At 68.7% G+C, this 16,599-nt stretch carries 12 protein-coding genes, 1 tRNA gene and 3 pseudogenes; 13 read left to right on the forward strand and 3 right to left on the reverse strand.

Annotation, left to right across the window (positions count from 1 at the left end):
- Positions 1 to 25 precede the first annotated feature (25 nt).
- Together dprA and OJJOAM_RS09295 are read right to left on the reverse strand one after the other, a co-directional pair.
- Positions 26 to 1,259 (reverse strand): annotated as a pseudogene (gene dprA, locus OJJOAM_RS09290) (DNA-processing protein DprA).
- 21 nt (positions 1,260 to 1,280) lie between these two features.
- Positions 1,281 to 1,619, reverse strand: a complete 339-nt coding sequence (locus OJJOAM_RS09295; protein ID WP_422647788.1) for a hypothetical protein — start codon at positions 1,617 to 1,619, stop codon at positions 1,281 to 1,283.
- 434 nt (positions 1,620 to 2,053) lie between these two features.
- Here OJJOAM_RS09295 and def point away from each other — a divergent pair, with 434 nt between their 5' ends.
- The 9 genes and pseudogenes from def to OJJOAM_RS09340 all read left to right on the forward strand — a co-directional run bounded on the left by def (position 2,054) and on the right by OJJOAM_RS09340 (position 11,675).
- Positions 2,054 to 2,560 carry a peptide deformylase gene (gene def, locus OJJOAM_RS09300; RefSeq protein ID WP_422647789.1) on the forward strand — a complete coding sequence of 169 codons (507 nt, stop codon included), beginning with the start codon at positions 2,054 to 2,056 and terminating at the stop codon, positions 2,558 to 2,560.
- Positions 2,561 to 2,701: 141 nt separating this feature from the next.
- Positions 2,702 to 3,707, forward strand: a pseudogene (fmt, locus tag OJJOAM_RS09305) (methionyl-tRNA formyltransferase).
- Between the two features lie 102 nt (positions 3,708 to 3,809).
- Complete coding sequence (locus OJJOAM_RS09310) at positions 3,810 to 4,460, forward strand: LysE family translocator (protein ID WP_422647790.1); 651 nt, start codon at positions 3,810 to 3,812, stop codon at positions 4,458 to 4,460.
- A 257-nt stretch (positions 4,461 to 4,717) separates the two neighbouring features.
- Positions 4,718 to 5,578, forward strand: coding sequence for a zinc metalloprotease HtpX (htpX, locus tag OJJOAM_RS09315; protein ID WP_422647791.1), 861 nt, complete (start codon positions 4,718 to 4,720; stop codon positions 5,576 to 5,578).
- 322 nt (positions 5,579 to 5,900) lie between these two features.
- Positions 5,901 to 7,298 (forward strand): 16S rRNA (cytosine(967)-C(5))-methyltransferase RsmB, encoded by a 1,398-nt coding sequence (rsmB, locus tag OJJOAM_RS09320; RefSeq protein ID WP_422647792.1) that lies wholly within the window; start codon positions 5,901 to 5,903, stop codon positions 7,296 to 7,298.
- Positions 7,299 to 7,302: 4 nt separating this feature from the next.
- On the forward strand, positions 7,303 to 7,947 hold the full coding sequence (locus tag OJJOAM_RS09325) for a DUF4390 domain-containing protein (protein WP_422647793.1): 645 nt from the start codon (positions 7,303 to 7,305) through the stop codon (positions 7,945 to 7,947).
- 377 nt (positions 7,948 to 8,324) lie between these two features.
- A complete protein-coding gene (locus OJJOAM_RS09330) occupies positions 8,325 to 10,784 on the forward strand; it encodes a sensor histidine kinase (RefSeq protein WP_422647794.1) in 2,460 nt (819 codons plus the stop codon).
- Positions 10,785 to 10,840: 56 nt separating this feature from the next.
- A complete protein-coding gene (locus tag OJJOAM_RS09335) occupies positions 10,841 to 11,533 on the forward strand; it encodes a response regulator (protein WP_422647795.1) in 693 nt (230 codons plus the stop codon).
- A gap of 66 nt (positions 11,534 to 11,599) precedes the next feature.
- A tRNA-Phe gene (locus OJJOAM_RS09340) sits at positions 11,600 to 11,675 on the forward strand.
- A 389-nt stretch (positions 11,676 to 12,064) separates the two neighbouring features.
- Here OJJOAM_RS09340 and OJJOAM_RS09345 read toward each other — a convergent pair.
- Positions 12,065 to 12,340 (reverse strand): hypothetical protein, encoded by a 276-nt coding sequence (locus OJJOAM_RS09345; protein ID WP_422647796.1) that lies wholly within the window; start codon positions 12,338 to 12,340, stop codon positions 12,065 to 12,067.
- Between the two features lie 105 nt (positions 12,341 to 12,445).
- Between OJJOAM_RS09345 and OJJOAM_RS09350 the strand changes: the two genes are divergently transcribed.
- The 4 genes and pseudogenes from OJJOAM_RS09350 (at position 12,446) to OJJOAM_RS09365 (ending at position 16,473) form a co-directional block, all read left to right on the forward strand.
- On the forward strand, positions 12,446 to 13,273 hold the full coding sequence (locus OJJOAM_RS09350) for a DUF2243 domain-containing protein (protein ID WP_422647797.1): 828 nt from the start codon (positions 12,446 to 12,448) through the stop codon (positions 13,271 to 13,273).
- A gap of 106 nt (positions 13,274 to 13,379) precedes the next feature.
- Positions 13,380 to 13,634, forward strand: a complete 255-nt coding sequence (locus OJJOAM_RS09355; protein ID WP_422647798.1) for a type II toxin-antitoxin system RelE family toxin — start codon at positions 13,380 to 13,382, stop codon at positions 13,632 to 13,634.
- A pseudogene (locus OJJOAM_RS09360) lies at positions 13,618 to 13,945 on the forward strand (helix-turn-helix domain-containing protein). The gene OJJOAM_RS09355 and the pseudogene OJJOAM_RS09360 overlap by 17 nt, the downstream one beginning before the upstream one ends.
- 314 nt (positions 13,946 to 14,259) lie before the next feature.
- Positions 14,260 to 16,473 (forward strand): DUF6351 family protein, encoded by a 2,214-nt coding sequence (locus OJJOAM_RS09365; protein WP_422647799.1) that lies wholly within the window; start codon positions 14,260 to 14,262, stop codon positions 16,471 to 16,473.
- The last annotated feature ends 126 nt before the right edge of the window (positions 16,474 to 16,599 follow it).

Genomic DNA, 16,599 nt, shown 5'->3' on the forward strand with positions numbered 1-16,599 from the left:
CCCCCGTGCCGGGCGGCCTTTGGGCCTAGGCCAGACGCCGGTACAGATTGCCCGGCATCCGCTCGGCCGCACCAGCCAATTCCAGTTGCAGCAGCGCGGCGGCAACGGCCTCCGGCGGCAGCCCGGTACGGATGCACAGCGTGTCTGGATCGACCGGATCGTACGCCAGCGCGGTGCCCAGCGCATCGGCACCGCCTGACGGCCGTGCCGGCATCGTGGCCTCCGGCTTGCCGGCGGCACGCGAGCCTCCCGCCCACGAATCTGCCAGCGAATCTGCCAGCGAATCTGCCCGCGAACCTGCCCGCGCACCTGCCCACGAACTTGCCCGCGGATCCGCCAACAAACCCGGTTCCTCGAACACATCCTGTGGCGACGCCACCAGCTTGGCGCCCTGCTGGATCAACCGGTGGCAGCCCGCCGCCAGCGGCGCGTGGATCGAGCCGGGCACCGCGAATACCTCCCGGCCGAGTTCGGCGGCCAGCCGCGCGGTGATCAGCGAACCCGAACGCAGCGCCGCCTCGACCACCAGCACGCCGCGGGCCAGCGCCGCGATCAGCCGGTTGCGCTGCGGGAAATGCTGGCTGCGCGCCGGCGTACCCAGCGGGAATTCGCTGAGCAGCAGCCCTTCGGCGGCAATCCGCTGGGCCAGCGCCCGGTGGCAGGCCGGATAGCAGCGGTCCAGCCCGGTCCCCACCACGGCGATGGTGCCGCCGGGGCCAGTTAGCCCGCCGGTATGCGCCGCCACGTCGATGCCGAGCGCGAGGCCGGACACCACTGCGATGCCGGCCGCCGAAAAAGCAGAAGCGAACCTCTGCGCGTCCCGCCCGCCCTGCACGGTGGCGCTGCGCGCCCCGACCACCGCGAGTGCCGGCGTTTGCAGGCGCTCCAGTCGGCCGCGGGCGTACAGCAGCAGCGGCGGGTCGCTCAGGTCCAGCAGGGCACGGGGGGTAGGCCCGATCCGCCAGCGTCAGCAGGTGGTGGCCGGGTTCGCGCAGCCACCCTACGGTGCGGTCGATCCGGGCCGACAGTGACGCATCCGGCCGCGCCCGGACGGCCTTGGCCACGGGGCCCGGCAGCCAGCGCGCGAGTTGCGCTTCGCCCGCCGCCAGCACCTGTTGCGGCAGCCCGAACTTGTCGAGCAGCAGCCGCGCTGTACGGCGCCCGAGGCCCGGCACCGCGTCCAGTCGCAGCCAGGCCGCGACCTCGTCCGGGTCGAGCGCGGCGGCGCAGGTATCGGCGGCGGAGCAGAGTTCCGGCATAGGCGGCGTTCCACGTGTTGTCTATTCCACTTCAGATATCGATTCGACTTCGGATCGTCCGGCGGGCACCGGCACCAGGACGCTGCCGGGCATCACCTCGCGGACGGAAGACACGATGTTCACGACGGCGATACCGTCCGGCCCGGCGGGACCCGATACCAGTTCGACCGTACCCAGGTTCTGCGTCGGCGCATCGGGCGGCAGGCGCGGCCAGGCTTTACCGCCTCGCCGGGCGTCCGCGTACGTGCCGGACGGTGCAAACACCTGCCAGCGGCTGCCCATCGCGGCGTGGAGCGGCATATCGAGCACATAGGCGACATCGCCGGCGGCGCCGAACTGGCGGCCATCGGGCAGCGCCACGATGGTCGGACCGGCGCCGCAAGGCAGGGCGGTCATCAGCCCGGCGAGGGCGGGGGCCAACGCCAGCCGTCGCCGCAGCCACCACGGGCACCAGCGGCGCCTCAGCCAACACAGGCGCCCCGGCCACCACGGCCGCAACTGCCGCCACAGCCACCACAGCCACCACAGCCGCCACACCGGCGCCGCCTGAGGTTCTTTGGTAAGATCGCGCACTTTGTTGAGCCGGTTGGATATCTGGCCGGATTGACGGGTACCCGACAGCGGGGTACCCCAACAGCGGGTACCCCAACAGCGCGCAGCGACCGCCGCCGCGCCTTGATTTTTTCCATTCGCGCCCCGATTTTGCTGACATGGCCCCTGCCGCGACAATGCGACAACGGCCCAATCGACAGCAGCGGCAAGCAACGGCGGCAACCGCGTCGCGCATCAGCACCATGGCCAAACTCGACATCCTCACCTACCCGGACCCCCGCCTGCACATCGTGGCCAAGCCCGTCGCGCAGGTGGACGACCGCATCCGCCAGCTGGTCAAGGACATGGCGGAAACCATGTACGAAGCCCCCGGCATCGGCCTGGCGGCGACGCAGGTCGACGTGCACGAGCAGGTCATCGTGATCGACATCTCGGAGACCCGCGACGCGCTGCGCGTCTTCATCAATCCCGAGATCGTCTGGGCCAGCGACAACCGCAAGGTGTGGGAAGAGGGCTGCCTGTCGGTGCCCGAGGTCTACGACCGCGTCGAGCGCCCCGACCGCGTGCGCGTGCGGGCCCTCAACGAGAACGGCGAGACGTTCGAGCTCGAGGCCGACGATCTGCTGGCGGTCTGCATCCAGCACGAGATGGACCACCTGAAGGGCAAGGTCTTCGTCGAATACCTGTCGCCGCTGAAGCTGAACCGCATCAAGTCCAAGCTGCAGAAGCGCGCGCGTACCCGGATGTAAGCGCGCACCAGTCACGCGCAATCCAGCGGCAGCCCGCGCCAGCGGGTTTGCTATGCTGATGCCTCTCTTGCAGTTCTCCCACCGGCCGCCCTCGCGGCCGGTGTTGCCTTTCAGAGCCCAACCGTCCAGCCGGAGCGTTCCATGACCAGCCCCGCCCCCCTGCGCGTCGCCTTTGCCGGCACGCCCGAATTCGCGCGCGTCGCGCTCGCGGCCATCGTCGAGGCCGGCTTTCCGGTGGTGGCGGTGCTGACGCAGCCGGACCGGCCGGCGGGACGCGGCATGCAGCTGCAGGCCAGTCCGGTCAAGCAGCATGCGCTGGCGCAGGGTCTCGGTCCGATCCTGCAGCCGCGCTCGCTGCGCCGCCATGGCAAGTATCCCGAGGAAGCGGTCGCCGCGATCGACGCGCTGGCCGCGCAGGCGCCCGACGTGATGGTGGTCGCCGCCTACGGCCTGATCCTGCCGGCCGAGGTGCTGACGCTGCCGCGCCATGGCTGCCTGAACATCCACGCCTCGCTGCTGCCGCGCTGGCGCGGCGCGGCACCGATTCACCGGGCCATCGAGGCGGGCGACGCGCAGACCGGCATCACGCTGATGCAGATGGACGAGGGCCTCGATACCGGCGCGATGATCGCGCGCGAGCCGGTGCCGATCGGCGAGGACACCACTACCGGCACGCTGCACGACACGCTGGCGGCGCTCGGCGGCCGCATGATCGTGCAGGCGCTGCGGCGGCTGGCGGCCGACGGCGCGCTGCCGGCCGAGCCGCAGCCGGAGCAGGGCGTCACCTATGCCGAGAAGATCGGCAAGGACGAGGCGAGGCTCGACCTGCGCCGCGCCGCGGTGGAACTCGCCCGCCAGATCCGCGCCTTCAATCCCTTCCCCCGGCGCCAGCGTGCAGATCGGCGACGCCGCGATCAAGTGCTGGCAGGCGCAGCCGCTGGCACGCGCGCCCGAGCATGGCGACGCTGCACCGGGTACGGTGCTGGCCGCCGACGCGCAGGGCGTGGTGATCGCCTGCGGCGAAGGCGCGCTGCGCATCACCGAACTGCAGAAGGCCGGCGGCCGACGCCTGCCCGCGCAGGCCTTCCTGCAGGGCACGCCGCTGCCGGCCGGCACGCGCTGCGCGGTGCCCGGCGACGCGGCATAACGGGCATGACGGGCATAAGTGGGCATGGCGCGGCACCGCGCGGCATGACGGGACATATCCCGGCATAATCCGGGCGACCCGTTTCCGCGAGGACCGACCATCATGCTGGGCATCGTCGACCTGCCGCTCTTCATCGGCGCCGTGTTTCTGCTGAACGTGACGCCCGGGCCCGATACCGCCTATATCGTCGGCCGCAGCGTCGCGCAGGGCCGCGCCGCGGGCGTGATGTCCTCGCTCGGCGTCAGCGCCGGCTGCTGCGTGCACGCGCTGGCGACCGCGTTCGGCCTGACCGCGGTGCTGGCCGCCTCGCCGGTGGCCTTCACGGTGATCAAGTACGCGGGCGGCGCCTATCTGGCGTGGCTGGGCCTGCGGCTGCTGCTGTCGAGCTGGCGCACGCCGGCCGCCGGCACGGCCGCTCCCGCGCAAGCGCCCGCCACCGACCGCCGCAGCCTGCGCGCGCTGTTCATGCAGGGCTTTCTGACCAACGTGCTGAACCCGAAGGTGATCCTGTTCTTCGTGTCGTTCTTCCCGCAGTTCGTCGATCCGCGCGCCGGCCAGCAGGCGCTGGCCTTCCTCGCGCTGGGCGCGATCATGGTGGCGATGTCGACGGTCTGGAACTCGATGGTGGCGTGGATGGCCGGCACGCTGACCCGCCGGGCCAGCGAAGCGCCGCGCCTGAAGTGCTGGCTCGACCGCGTGATCGGCGCCGCCTTCATCGGCCTGGGCGCGCGCCTGGCGATGACGCAGCGCTAGCGCCGCGGCCGGCAAAAACCCTTGCCGGCATTGAATTTAGCGGCCCGGCCCCTATCTAACCGTCACCGCACGATCGCGCGCGGTGCCCCAATACCGCGGCAGATACCGCGGCAGATACCGCGGCAGATACCGCGGCAGATACCGCGGCAGATACCGCGGCAGATACCGCGGCAGATACCGCGGCAGATGCCGCGGCAATACGGCCGCGCAGGCAGGGCGCCCGGGCGCGCGACGGCGTTACCACGGAGACCACGGCAATGTTCAACTGGGTCAAGACCTTCATGCTGATGGCGGCCATCACGGCGCTGTTCATCGTCATCGGAGGCATGATCGGCGGCCGCAGCGGCATGATGTTCGCGCTGCTGATGGCGCTCGGCATGAATTTCTTCTCGTACTGGTTCTCGGACAAGATGGTCCTGCGCATGTACAACGCGCGGGAAGTCGATGCGGCCAGTGCCCCGCAGTTCTACGGCATGGTGCAGGAGCTTGCGCAGCGCGCCGGCCTGCCGATGCCGCGCGTCTACCTGATCGACGAGGACGCGCCCAACGCCTTCGCCACCGGCCGCAATCCCGAGAACGCGGCGGTGGCGGCGACCACCGGCATCCTGCGCGTGCTGAGCAACCGCGAGCTGCGCGGCGTGATGGCGCACGAACTGGCGCACGTCCGGCATCGGGACATCCTGATCTCGACGATCGCGGCCACGATGGCCGGTGCGATCGCCGCGCTGGCCAACTTCGCGATGTTCTTTGGCGGGCGCGACGAGGAAGGCCGTCCGGCCAACCCGATCGCCAGCATCGCGATGGCGATCCTCGCGCCGCTGGCCGCCTCGCTGATCCAGATGGCGATCTCGCGCGCCCGCGAATTCGAGGCCGACCGCGGCGGTGCCGAGATCAGCGGCGATCCGCAGGCGCTGGCGATGGCGCTGGACAAGATCGACCGCTATGCCCGCGGCATTCCGTTCCAGGCGGCCGAGCAGCATCCGGCCACCGCGCAGATGATGATCCTGAACCCGCTGTCGGGCGGCGGCATCGCCAATCTGTTCTCCACGCACCCTGCCACCGAGGAGCGGGTCGCGCGGCTGATGCAGATGGCGCAGACCGGTACGTATCCGGTCTGATCGAAGCGCCCATCGAGGGCCTGATCGAAGCGCCGATCCAGGCCCGATCCAGGGTCCGATCGGCGCCGCGTGCCGGCCGCCACGGCGGCCGGTCCGCGCCGACAGGGTAAACTGCCCGCCTTGCTCCTCCCGAGCCGGCGGGCTTTTTGATGCGCGGGCGATGCCCGCACGCGCGACGCGATGCCGGTCCGCGGCGCGCCCCGGCCGCGGTTTCCGCGGGTATTTCCGCGCGCGAGTTCTGCGCGTAGTGCCGCCCGCCGTTGTGCCCGCGGTCCTGCCCGCAGTGCCCTTTATTTGTTCGTTTCCTCACGGTGTCCGATCCATGCGTTTGCCTCCCGATTCCCTTGCCTTCCAGATGCTCGCCGCCGCGGCCGCGGTGCGTGGCGTCAACGAGGGCAGCGCGCTGCCGCAGGCGATCGACGCCGCCTGCGCGCAGTACCGGCTCGAGCGCACCCGTGACGCGAGCGCGCGCGGCGCGCTGCAGGACCTGGCCTATCGCACGATGCGCCAGTTCGGCACCGTGCGTGCGCTGGTCACGCGCATGGTGTCGCGCCCGCCCGGCGCGCTGGTCGATTCGCTGCTCGCGGTCGCGCTGACGCTGCTGATCGAGGGCGACAAGGAACAGGGACAAGTCGGCGCGCAGGGCGAAGGGCAGGGCGCAGGGCAGGGCGGCTATGCAGCCTTCACCGTGGTGGACCAGGCCGTCAACGCCGCCGCTTCCGATCCGAAGTCCGCGCATGCGCGCGGCATGGTCAATGCGGTACTGCGCCGCTTCCTGCGCGAGCGCGAGGCGCTGCTGGCCGAAGTGCGCCGCGACGAGGAGGCACGCTGGAACCTGCCGGCATGGTGGCTGCGCCTGCTGCGCGAGGCCTATCCCGACCGCTGGCAGGCGCTGGCAGGCAGCGCCAGCGAGCGGCCGCCGATGACGCTGCGGGTCAATACCGCGCGCGTTGCGCTCGACGACTATCTGGCCCGCCTCGCCGCCGCGGGCATCGCGGCCGAACGCGTCGGCCCGCAGGCGGTGCGCCTGGCGCGCGCGCTGCCGGTGGCGCAGGTCCCCGGCTTCGACAGCGGCGAGGTCTCGGTGCAGGACGCCGGCGCGCAGCTCGCCGCGCCGCTGCTCGAGATCGCCGATGGCCAGCGCGTGCTCGATGCCTGCGCCGCGCCCGGCGGCAAGACCGGCCATCTGCTCGAACTGGCCGACGTGGAACTGACCGCGGTCGAGAGCGATGCCGCGCGCGCCCAGCGCATCGACGAGAATCTCGCGCGGCTGCAGCAGCGCGCGCAGGTGGTGATCGGCGACGCGAGCCGGCCGCAGGCATGGTGGGATGGCAAGCCGTACGATCGCATCCTCGCCGATGTTCCATGCTCGGCCTCGGGCATCGTGCGCCGCCATCCCGATATCCGCTGGCTGCGCCGCGAGAGCGACCTGGGCAAGCTCGTCAACGAGCAGCGCCGCATCGTCTCGCAGCTGTGGCCGCTGCTGAAACCGGGCGGCATTCTGGTGTACGTGACTTGTTCTATTTTCCCAACGGAGGGCGAGGAGCAGGCGCGCTGGTTTGGTGCCCAGCTACCAGATGCGATACGATTGCAGGCGCCCGGCCAGCTGCTGCCCGGCAGCATCCCAAATGGCGTGGCTGATGGCGGGACCGGCAGCCACGATGGCCTGCCGTCGGACCACGACGGTTTCTTCTACGCCCGCTTCCAGAAACGCCTCTGATCCGATGCTCGCACCGCTTCGCTTGTCCGTCCTCCGTGCCCATGACGACAAGGCGTGCGGACCCGCAGCAGACCATGCCGTTATCGGCCTGGCCGCGCTGCGCCGGCTGGCGTGGCTGCTGCTGATGGTGCTGGTCCTGTGCGCGAGCGCATTGTCGCCGCGCGCCGGTCACGCACAGAACATCGAAATCCGCGAGGCCCGCGTCGAATATCAGGACGGCGGCTTCGAGCTGAACGCCGGCTTCGACTTCGAATTGTCGCCGGCACTGGAGGACGCCTTGCACAAGGGCATCCCTCTGTATTTCGCGGTGGATTTCCAGCTGAGCCGCCCACGCTGGTACTGGTTCGACGAAAAGCCGGTCAGCACCAGCCGCAGCGTCAGGCTGACCTTCCATCCGCTGACGCGGCAGTACCGGGTCTCGACCGGCGGACTGCAGCTGCCCTTCATGCGCCTGAAGGGCGCGCTCGATTTCATCAAGCAGGTGCGTGGCTGGCGCGTGTTCGAGCGCGGCGACGTCAAGCTCGGCGTGCCCTACCAGGCCGAGGTCCGCATGCGGCTCGACCTGTCGCAACTGCCCAAGCCGTTCCAGATCAATGCGGTCAATACGCGCGACTGGAATCTGTCGTCCGACTGGCGCCGCTTCGCGTAGCCGCCGGTGGCCGAAGCCCCGCCGGCACCGCCCCCCGCACCGCCTGCACCCGCTGCACCCGTTGCACCTGCCGCTCCGGCTTCGCCCGCCGCGCCAACGCCCGCACCGGCCAACGGACATGCGGCCTCGCCCGCGAACGCTTCGCCGGCCGCGGCTGCACCGGGGCAGGCATCGGCTCCGGCGTCGATGCCGCCGTCGGCACCAGGTGCCGCCCCGGGCAGCGCTCCGGCTAGCGCACCAGGCCCGGCCTCCACGCCGAATTCCTCTCCGGCGTCGGCTCCTGGCATCGGCAACGTTCGTCCGCCGTCGCCGGCCTTCGGGCGTCCGGTCGCCGGCATGCTGGCACCGATCTCGCTGTCGTCGCTGGTCGTCGAGCCATGATCTCCCCGCTGAACAGCGTGCTCGACAGCCGGCTTCGCCGGGTGCTGAGCCGCGTGGTCGCCGGCACCATCGTCTTCCTGGCGCTGGTGCTGGTGATGCTGCTCGCGGCCGCGTCGGCCAACACCGAATTCTTCGACCGCTATTTCACGCTGCTGTACAAGATCAATCTGGTGATCGGCGTGCTGATGGTGCTGATCATCGGCGCGCTCGCGGTAGCGCTGTGGGTCCGCTATCGCCGCGGCAAGTTCGGCACGCGGCTGATGACCAAGCTGGCGCTGTTCTTCGGCATCGTCGGCGTGCTGCCCGGCGTGCTGATCTATCTGGTGTCGCTGCAATTCGTCTCGCGCAGCATCGAGTCGTGGTTCGACGTGCGCGTCGAAACCGCGCTCGAGGCCGGCCTGAATCTGGGCCGCTCCACCATCGACAGCGCGCTGGCCGACCTGCAGGCCAAGGCGCGGCAGATGAGCGACCAGATCATCAGCGCCAGCGAGCCGACCAACTCGCTGCAGCTGAACCGGCTGCGCGAGCAATACGGCGTACAGGAGGCCTCGATCTTCACCGGCGGCGGGCGCGTGATCGCTTCCGCGTCGAGCAACTACGCGATGCTGGTGCCGAGCCTGCCGTCCGGCGTGCTGGTCGAGCAGGCGCGGCTCGCGGGCGGCTACGCGGCGGTGGAGGGCGGCACCGATCCCGGCACCGACGGCGGCAGCGATGGCCATCCGCAGCCCGAGCGCGCCGACGCCAATCATCTGTACCGGCTGCGCGTGATCATTCCGCTCGGCCCCGCGACGCCGGCCGACGAATCGTCGCTGGGCGCGGCGCCGCGTCCCGCGGGCAAGGATCGCTGGGCGGGCTCGGGGCTGTCGCTTGAGCGGCGCGCCGAGGACTATCCGTCGTCGGGCTTCGGCCTGATCGGCGACACGGTGCGCGAGGAACGCTATCTGCAGATCGTGCATCCGGTCCCGGCCGTGCTCGCGCGCAATGCCGACGAAGTCCAGCGCGCCTACCAGGACTATCAGGAGAAGGCGCTGGGCCGCACCGGCCTGCGCAAGATGTATATCGGCACGCTGACGCTGACGCTGTTCCTCGCGGTGTTCATCGCCGTGATGCTGGCGCTGCTGCTCGGCGGCCAGCTGGCGCGGCCGCTGCTGATGCTGCTGCAGGGAACCAAGGAAGTCGCCGAAGGCGACCTGTCGCCCAAGCGCGAACTCAAGAGCCGCGATGAGCTCGGCATGCTGACCCAGCAGTTCAACATGATGACGCGCCAGCTGGCCGAGGCGCGCCTGGCGGTCGAGCAGAATCGCGCCGCGCTGGAGCAATCGAAGGCCTTCCTCGAAAGCGTGCTGCAGAACCTGACCGCCGGCGTGCTCGTGATGGACCGGCGCTTCTCGCTGGTGACCGCCAATCCCGGTGCGGAACGCATCTTCGGGCAGCCGCTCGGGCCGACCATCGGCCATCCCGTCGAGGCTATTCCGGGCATGGCGGCGTTCGGCGAGATCGTGCGGCAGGCCTTCTCGGAGCAGAGCACCAGCGAGGTGCTCGGCGGCGCCGCGCACTGGCAGAAGCAGATCGAATTGCCGCACGGCGACGAGGAACAGCCGCTGACGCTGCTGGTGCGCGGCGCGCGGCTGCCGGGCGGCGACGCTATCACCGACCATGCCGAGCCCGGCTACGTGGTCGTGTTCGACGATATTTCCGATGTGATTTCGGCTCAACGGTCGGTCGCATGGGGCGAAGTGGCCCGGCGCCTCGCGCATGAAATCAAGAATCCGCTGACGCCGATCCAGCTGTCGGCCGAGCGGCTGCAGATGAAGCTCGCGCCCAAGCTCGAAGGCAATGACGCCGACGTGCTAAAGCGCGGGGCCACCACGATCGTTAACCAGGTAGCGGCGATGAAGCGCATGGTCGACGATTTCCGCGACTACGCGCGCACGCCGCCGGCGATGCTGCAGACGCTGCAGCTCAATGGGCTGGTGGCCGAAGTCCTGCATCTGTACGGGATCGACGATCCCGGCCTGCACGAGCATCCCGTGATTCATCCGTCGCTGGCCAACGATCTGCCCGACATCAAGGGCGACCCGACCCAGCTTCGGCAGGTGATACACAATCTGCTGCAGAATGCGCAGGATGCGGTGGCGGAGAACGTGGCGGCGGGCCGTCCGGCGCCTTGTATCGCTCTGCACACCGAGACTGTAGAATACAAAGATGCCTCCGGCGAAAGCCGCCAGGCTGTCAAGCTGACCATCGCCGACAATGGTCCGGGGTTCGCCCCGCGCATCCTCAGCCGCGCGTTCGAGCCATACGTGACGACCAAGGCGAAAGGGACCGGTCTGGGTCTTGCGATGGTGAAGAAGATCATTGACGAACATGGGGCGCGCATCGAGCTGCGCAATCGCATGGAGGGCACCGAAGTCGCCGGCGCCCAGATTTCCATCCTGTTCGCCAAGCTGGCATAGCGATGCATGATGATGCGGTCCGACCCGGAACGCCGCGGAGGGGTTAAGAGGAAAGTATGGCAACCATCCTCGTAGTCGACGACGAAATGGGTATCCGTGAACTGCTCTCGGAAATCCTCAGCGACGAAGGCCATGTAGTCGAAGTAGCCGAAAACGCGCAACAAGCCCGTGAATACCGTGCCGGCAATACGCCCGACCTGGTGCTGCTCGACATCTGGATGCCGGACACCGACGGTGTGACGCTGCTCAAGGAATGGTCCTCACAAGGCCAGCTGACGATGCCCGTGATCATGATGTCCGGGCACGCGACCATCGATACCGCGGTGGAAGCGACCAAGATCGGCGCGCTCAATTTCCTGGAAAAACCGATCGCGCTGCAGAAGCTGCTGTCCGCGGTCGAGCAGGGCCTGGCACGCGGCCAGGAACGTCCGCGCGCGGCCGCTGCGCCGGCCGCACCGGCTGCCGAGCCCGCAGCCCGCGCCGCCGAAACCGCGCCGGCGGAGGCCTCCGCCAATGGCACGCCGCAGCGCGTACCCGAAGCCGAAATGCAGTTCTCGTTCGACATGCCGCTGCGCGAGGCGCGCGACATGTTCGAGCGCGCCTACTTCGAATACCACCTGCTGCGCGAGCACGGCAGCATGACGCGCGTGGCCGAGAAGACCGGCCTGGAGCGTACCCACCTGTATCGCAAGCTCAAGCAGCTCGGCGTCGAGCTGAGCCGCAACAAGCCGGAGCCGGCCGAGCAGTAAGGATGACGATTCGGCGCGGCGGGGGGTTGACCAGTCTCATGCCCGCTGTTATAGTTTCGCTTCTTTGGCCCGGTAGCTCAGTCGGTAGAGCAGAGGATTGAAAATCCTTGTGTCGGCGGTTCGATTCCGTCCCAGGCCACCAGGTTGAAAGGAAAAACGGACGCTTCGGCGTCCGTTTTTCTTTGGTGCTTTCCTTTCTCGCGCTTCTCAGGCCTTCTCGCCGGGCCATGCCATGTGGCCGCGCATATGGCCGCAACGTTCCGGCGTCAAGCCGCCTGCGCGTCTCCCCCATCCTCGCCGTACCCCGATGCCTCAGGGCCCCGCTTCCTGCCCTGCAACGACGTGCATCACGATCACCACGCCCGCTGGAAAAGCTTACAAGCGTTGGTATGTCTTACCCTGCCGGCATCGTTTTCGTCCCGCGACAGCTTCAGGCCCGTACCCATCGCAGCGCCTCCGGCCAATGGCCATGGATGGGAACGCCGATTGCATATCGAATGGCGGGCCCCGATCGCGGGGTTCATGTCAGCGCTACGGGGACTTAGCGCACTGCTGGAGGGAAAACAACATGAGAACAATGACATCCATCGCCGCCCTGGCTGTTGCCATGGCATGCGGACTCGCCGGCTGTACGGCCGCCGGCAGTGGCACGGGATCGGGGTCCGGCTCCGTTTCGGGCTCGGGCACCGTGACGCCGACCGACTCGTCGCGCACCGGCACGGGAACCAGCACGAGCGGCAGCTCGTCCGGCACCTCGAGCGGATCCGCCACGGGCACGAGCGGCACCCGCTGAACGCCGCTGTCCATCCGCGACGGCAAGTCGCTTCAAGCGGGCCACATCGGCTGGAGTCGGTGCGGCCCGCTTGGCTTTGAGAGAGCCACTGCGTCCACTCGAATCGAAGGAGCGTTGCCATGCCGACCGCCCGCGTCGTCTCCGCCGGTACCGTCCATCCTCGCGCCTTCGAATGGGCCGGCTATACGCTCGGCTTCGCGATGAGCGGCTTCTTCGACGGCATCCTGCTGCATCAGATCCTGCAGTGGCACCATCTGCTGTCCGGCATCGAACGCGGCGCGCTTGGCGACCTGCGCGTGCAGGTGATGGCCGACGGGCTGTTCCACGCGCTGATGTACGTGATCGCCGCGATCGGGCTGTGGCTGCTGTATCGAACGCGCGAGGCCTTCGCGATTCCCCATGCGCCTCGCCGCCTGCTGGCGGACTTCTGGATCGGCTTCGGCGTCTGGCACGTCGTCGACGCGGTGCTGTCGCACTGGATCACCGGCATCCACCGCATCCGCATGGACTCGCCCACTCCGCTGCTGTGGGATCTGATCTGGCTGCTCCTGTTCGGCGTGATCCCGCTGCTGGTCGGCATCCGCATGCGCAGAACGGGGACACCAGCAAGCCCGGGCGCAGGCCCGCGCGGTCCCGGCATCGCGGCCAGCTGGGTCGCCGCCATCCTGGTCGGCGCCGCGCTGCTCGGCGCCGCGCTGAACCTGTTTCCGGTACGTGCCGCGCCCAACGACAGCACCACCGTGGTGATGCGTCCCGGCGCCGCCCCATCGCAATTGTTCGCCGCGCTCGAGGGCACCGATGCCCGCATCATGTGGACCGACGCGCGCGGCGGCGTGTGGGTGCTCACCGGCGCCGAAGCGGTGGACCGCCTTCGCCTGTACCGGCATGGCGCGATGTACGTCAGCGGCACGATGGCGCCGGCGGGGTGTTCCGCCTGGGTTCGTTAGCGCGATCGCCTGTCCGTGCACGGCGTGCCCACCTCGACAGTTCAGAAGCTATAGTCGCTTAAAACTTATAATCGACTTATAATGCAGGATCGGAACAATCGCGTGGATGAACGCGATCAACTGGACCTGCAAGGCGGCCAAACAGCTGCGCAAAATGGACAAGCTCCAGCAACGTGCGATTGTGGAAGCGGTCGGCGCACTGCATGCGATGCCCCAATGCCAGAACGTCAAAGCCCTGAACAACCATACCTACGGCTACCGATTGCGCGTGGGCAACCATCGCGTGCTGTTCGACTGGGATGGCCGCATCAGGATCGTCGAGATTCAAGAAGTGAGGAAGCGCGATGAACGCACCTACTAGCATCCAGGTCCTGCTGAACCCCGATGGCAAGCCCGCCTTTGTCGTCATCCCCCTATCAGGACTACATCGCTCGCCACGCCGAGGAACGGGGTCTGATTCCGCATGCCGTGATTCAGCGCACCGTCGAGGGCGCAACGCCCGCGCGCGCCTGGCGCGAACATCTGGGGCTGACCCAGGCCGACGTCGCGGCGCGTATCGGCATCTCCCAGTCGGCCTACGCGCAGCAGGAGCGCAGCGAGCGTCTGCGCAAATCGACGCGAGAAAAGATTGCCGTGGCGCTGGGCATTCAGCCACAGCAGCTGGACTTTTGATCGCTGCACACCTGCGCCGACCCTCTCTCGAACCGCACCGCAACAACTCCCCCCGACGCGACTTTCCGCACGCCGCCCGCTCGCGGCTGTGCGGATTCCCATCCATGTCTGCCCCGATGCAGACATTGCCCCCCGCGCAAAAGCGCTTGTCTTTCAGAGGCTTAGTCTCCGCCACCGATCGCGGCGTGCAGTGGCACGCCCATTGCAACGCTGGCGCCTCGCAAGCTGCCGCGACAGACGGCAGACGCGCTGACCGCTCCCGTGCGGAGCGTGGAAAGGCAATGCCGGCGAGGCCGGCCAAACAGGAGACAACGATGCGGCAAACAGCAGCTCGGTGGAAGCGGCCGTCCTTGGGGACTGGCGCGATGGTGGCGGCATTGCTGGTCGCCGGATGCGGCGGCGGTGACGATGGCGGGGGCGGCAATCTGCAGCCGCAGAGCGCCGAGAACGCGCCCGGCCTGGGGTTGGGGCACCGGGCGACGGTCGAGGCGACCGTGCTGTCCTCCGCGCCGGAGCGCGTGACGGGCGGCGATGCGCTGATCCGCCTGAGCGCCAGCGAGCGCGCGCCCGGCAAGAAATTCAAGGTCAGCCTCAATGGCGTCGATGTCAGCGACGCGTTCACGCCGACCGCCGACCGCGAGGCGCTCGGCATCGTCAGCGGGCTCAAGCTCGGCGAGAACACGCTGGAGGTCAAGCACGGCCCCGCGCGCACCACGCTGACGCTGACCAACTATCCGATCACCGGCCCGGTCTTCTCCGGCCCGCACGAGCGTCCCTACATCTGCGCGACGCAGAACTTCACGCTGCCCGACGGCAGCAAGCTGGGCGCACCGCTCGACGAGAACTGCTCGGTCGAACGCCGCGTGCACTACGTCTACCGCTCGACCGCCAACAGCTTCAAGCCGCTGCCGACGCCGGTCGCCGCCTATCCGGCGGACGTCGCCAGCACCACCAACAACGCCGGCGCGACCGTGCCCTACATCGTCCGCGTCGAGACCGGCACGATCAATCGCGCGATCTACCAGACCGCGATCCTGCACGACCCGTTGAAGGACGCCGAACCGACGCCGCTGGCGCCGCCCTCCGGCTGGAACCGCAAGGTCATCTATCCGCTCGGCGGCGGCTGCCAGGGCGGCTGGTACATGCAAGGCACGCCGGTCGCGGTGCTGAACCACAACTACCTGCGCAAGGGCTACGCGGTGGCCAGCGCCTCGCTCAATACCTTCGGCAACAATTGCAACGACCTGCTGTCGTCCGAGACCATCGCGATGGTCAAGGAACGCCTGATCGAAAACTACGGCACGCCGTTCTTCACGATCGGCACCGGCGGCTCGGGCGGCGCCTACCAGAGCCACCAGACCGGCGACAACTATCCGGGCCTGTTCGACGGCATCATCGTGACCTCGGTGTTCCCGGACGTGACCTCGTCGACGATCTTCAAGCTGCACGATTCGCGGCTGCTGCATCTGTACTTCACGCAGACCGCGCCGGGCCAATACAGCGACGCGCAGCGCTCGGCGATTTCTGGCTACCTGAAGCCGGGCAATATTGCCGCGATGAGCAGCAGCGCGGGCCGTCTCGATCCGGTGGTGTCGTTCCCGGCCGGCTTCCCGGCCGACCAGAAATACCATCCGGTCAACAACCCGACCGGCGTGCGCGCCACCGTCTACGACCACACGGTCAACGTCTACGGCAAGGACGCGCGCGGCTTCGCCAAGCGGCCGATCGACAATGTCGGCGTGCAGTACGGCCTGAAGGCGCTGAACGACGGCATGATCACGCCGGACCAGTTCATCGACCTGAACGAGAAGATCGGCGGCGTCGACGTCGACTTCAAGAAGATCGCGCAGCGCACGGTCGGCGACCTTGACGCGATCGCACGCGCCTACCAGTCCGGCCGCATCACGTCGACCGGCGGGGGCCTCGCGACCACGCCGATCATCGATCAGCGCGACTACTTCGACGACCGCGTCAACGGCGACATCCACAACAAGATCCACAGCTACTCGGTGCGCGCGCGGCTGATCGCGGCGAACGGGCACGCGGACAACCAGGTCATCGTCGGACCGGGCACCATCCGCGACGACAACTTCGACCAGATGGATCGCTGGCTGACGGCGATGCTGCGCGACACCGGCCCGGGCAGCAAGGCCGAGAAGGTGGTGCGCAACAAGCCGGCGGACCTCGTCGATGCGTGCTGGGACGCGGGCGGCAACAAGATCGTCGAGCCGCAGACCGCGCACGGCCCGGGCCAGTGCAATACCTTGTACCCGGCCGGCACCACGCCGCGCATGGTCGCCGGCGGCCCGCTGGCCGACGATGTCGTCAAGTGCCAGCTCAAGCCGGTCGATCCCGCCGACTACAAGGTGATGATGACGCCCGCGCAGCTGGCGCGGCTGCAATCGATCTTCCCGACCGGGGTCTGCGACTGGTCGCGGCCGGGCGTCGAGCAGCAGCCGTTGAAGGGCACCTGGCTGTCGTTCGGTCCGTCGCCGGTCAATCTGCTGTTCGATGTAACGCAGCCTTGATCGGCGCGGCCGTGAGGGCCGTGTCAGCCCGAACTGCCCCCTGACGAGGCAGGCGCCGATGCATCGACGACCCGATGCATCGGCGCGCCTGATGTTTACGCCGATTGACGCGCCGGGGTGCGGCTT

The sequence above is a fragment of the Cupriavidus sp. H18C1 genome (assembly GCF_049311595.1).
In the GTDB taxonomy this organism is placed as follows: domain Bacteria; phylum Pseudomonadota; class Gammaproteobacteria; order Burkholderiales; family Burkholderiaceae; genus Cupriavidus; species Cupriavidus cauae.

What these genes read in the sequence shown, in the direction of transcription:
- def (WP_422647789.1), top strand. Translation starts at nt 2,054, where the DNA reads ATGGCCAAACTCGACATCCTCACCTACCCGGACCCCCGCCTGCACATC.
- OJJOAM_RS09310 (WP_422647790.1), top strand. Translation starts at nt 3,810, where the DNA reads ATGCTGGGCATCGTCGACCTGCCGCTCTTCATCGGCGCCGTGTTTCTG.
- htpX (WP_422647791.1), top strand. Translation starts at nt 4,718, where the DNA reads ATGTTCAACTGGGTCAAGACCTTCATGCTGATGGCGGCCATCACGGCG.
- rsmB (WP_422647792.1), top strand. Translation starts at nt 5,901, where the DNA reads ATGCGTTTGCCTCCCGATTCCCTTGCCTTCCAGATGCTCGCCGCCGCG.
- OJJOAM_RS09325 (WP_422647793.1), top strand. Translation starts at nt 7,303, where the DNA reads ATGCTCGCACCGCTTCGCTTGTCCGTCCTCCGTGCCCATGACGACAAG.
- OJJOAM_RS09330 (WP_422647794.1), top strand. Translation starts at nt 8,325, where the DNA reads ATGATCTCCCCGCTGAACAGCGTGCTCGACAGCCGGCTTCGCCGGGTG.
- OJJOAM_RS09335 (WP_422647795.1), top strand. Translation starts at nt 10,841, where the DNA reads ATGGCAACCATCCTCGTAGTCGACGACGAAATGGGTATCCGTGAACTG.
- OJJOAM_RS09345 (WP_422647796.1), bottom strand. Translation starts at nt 12,340, where the DNA reads ATGGACAGCGGCGTTCAGCGGGTGCCGCTCGTGCCCGTGGCGGATCCG.
- OJJOAM_RS09350 (WP_422647797.1), top strand. Translation starts at nt 12,446, where the DNA reads ATGCCGACCGCCCGCGTCGTCTCCGCCGGTACCGTCCATCCTCGCGCC.
- OJJOAM_RS09355 (WP_422647798.1), top strand. Translation starts at nt 13,380, where the DNA reads ATGAACGCGATCAACTGGACCTGCAAGGCGGCCAAACAGCTGCGCAAA.
- OJJOAM_RS09365 (WP_422647799.1), top strand. Translation starts at nt 14,260, where the DNA reads ATGCGGCAAACAGCAGCTCGGTGGAAGCGGCCGTCCTTGGGGACTGGC.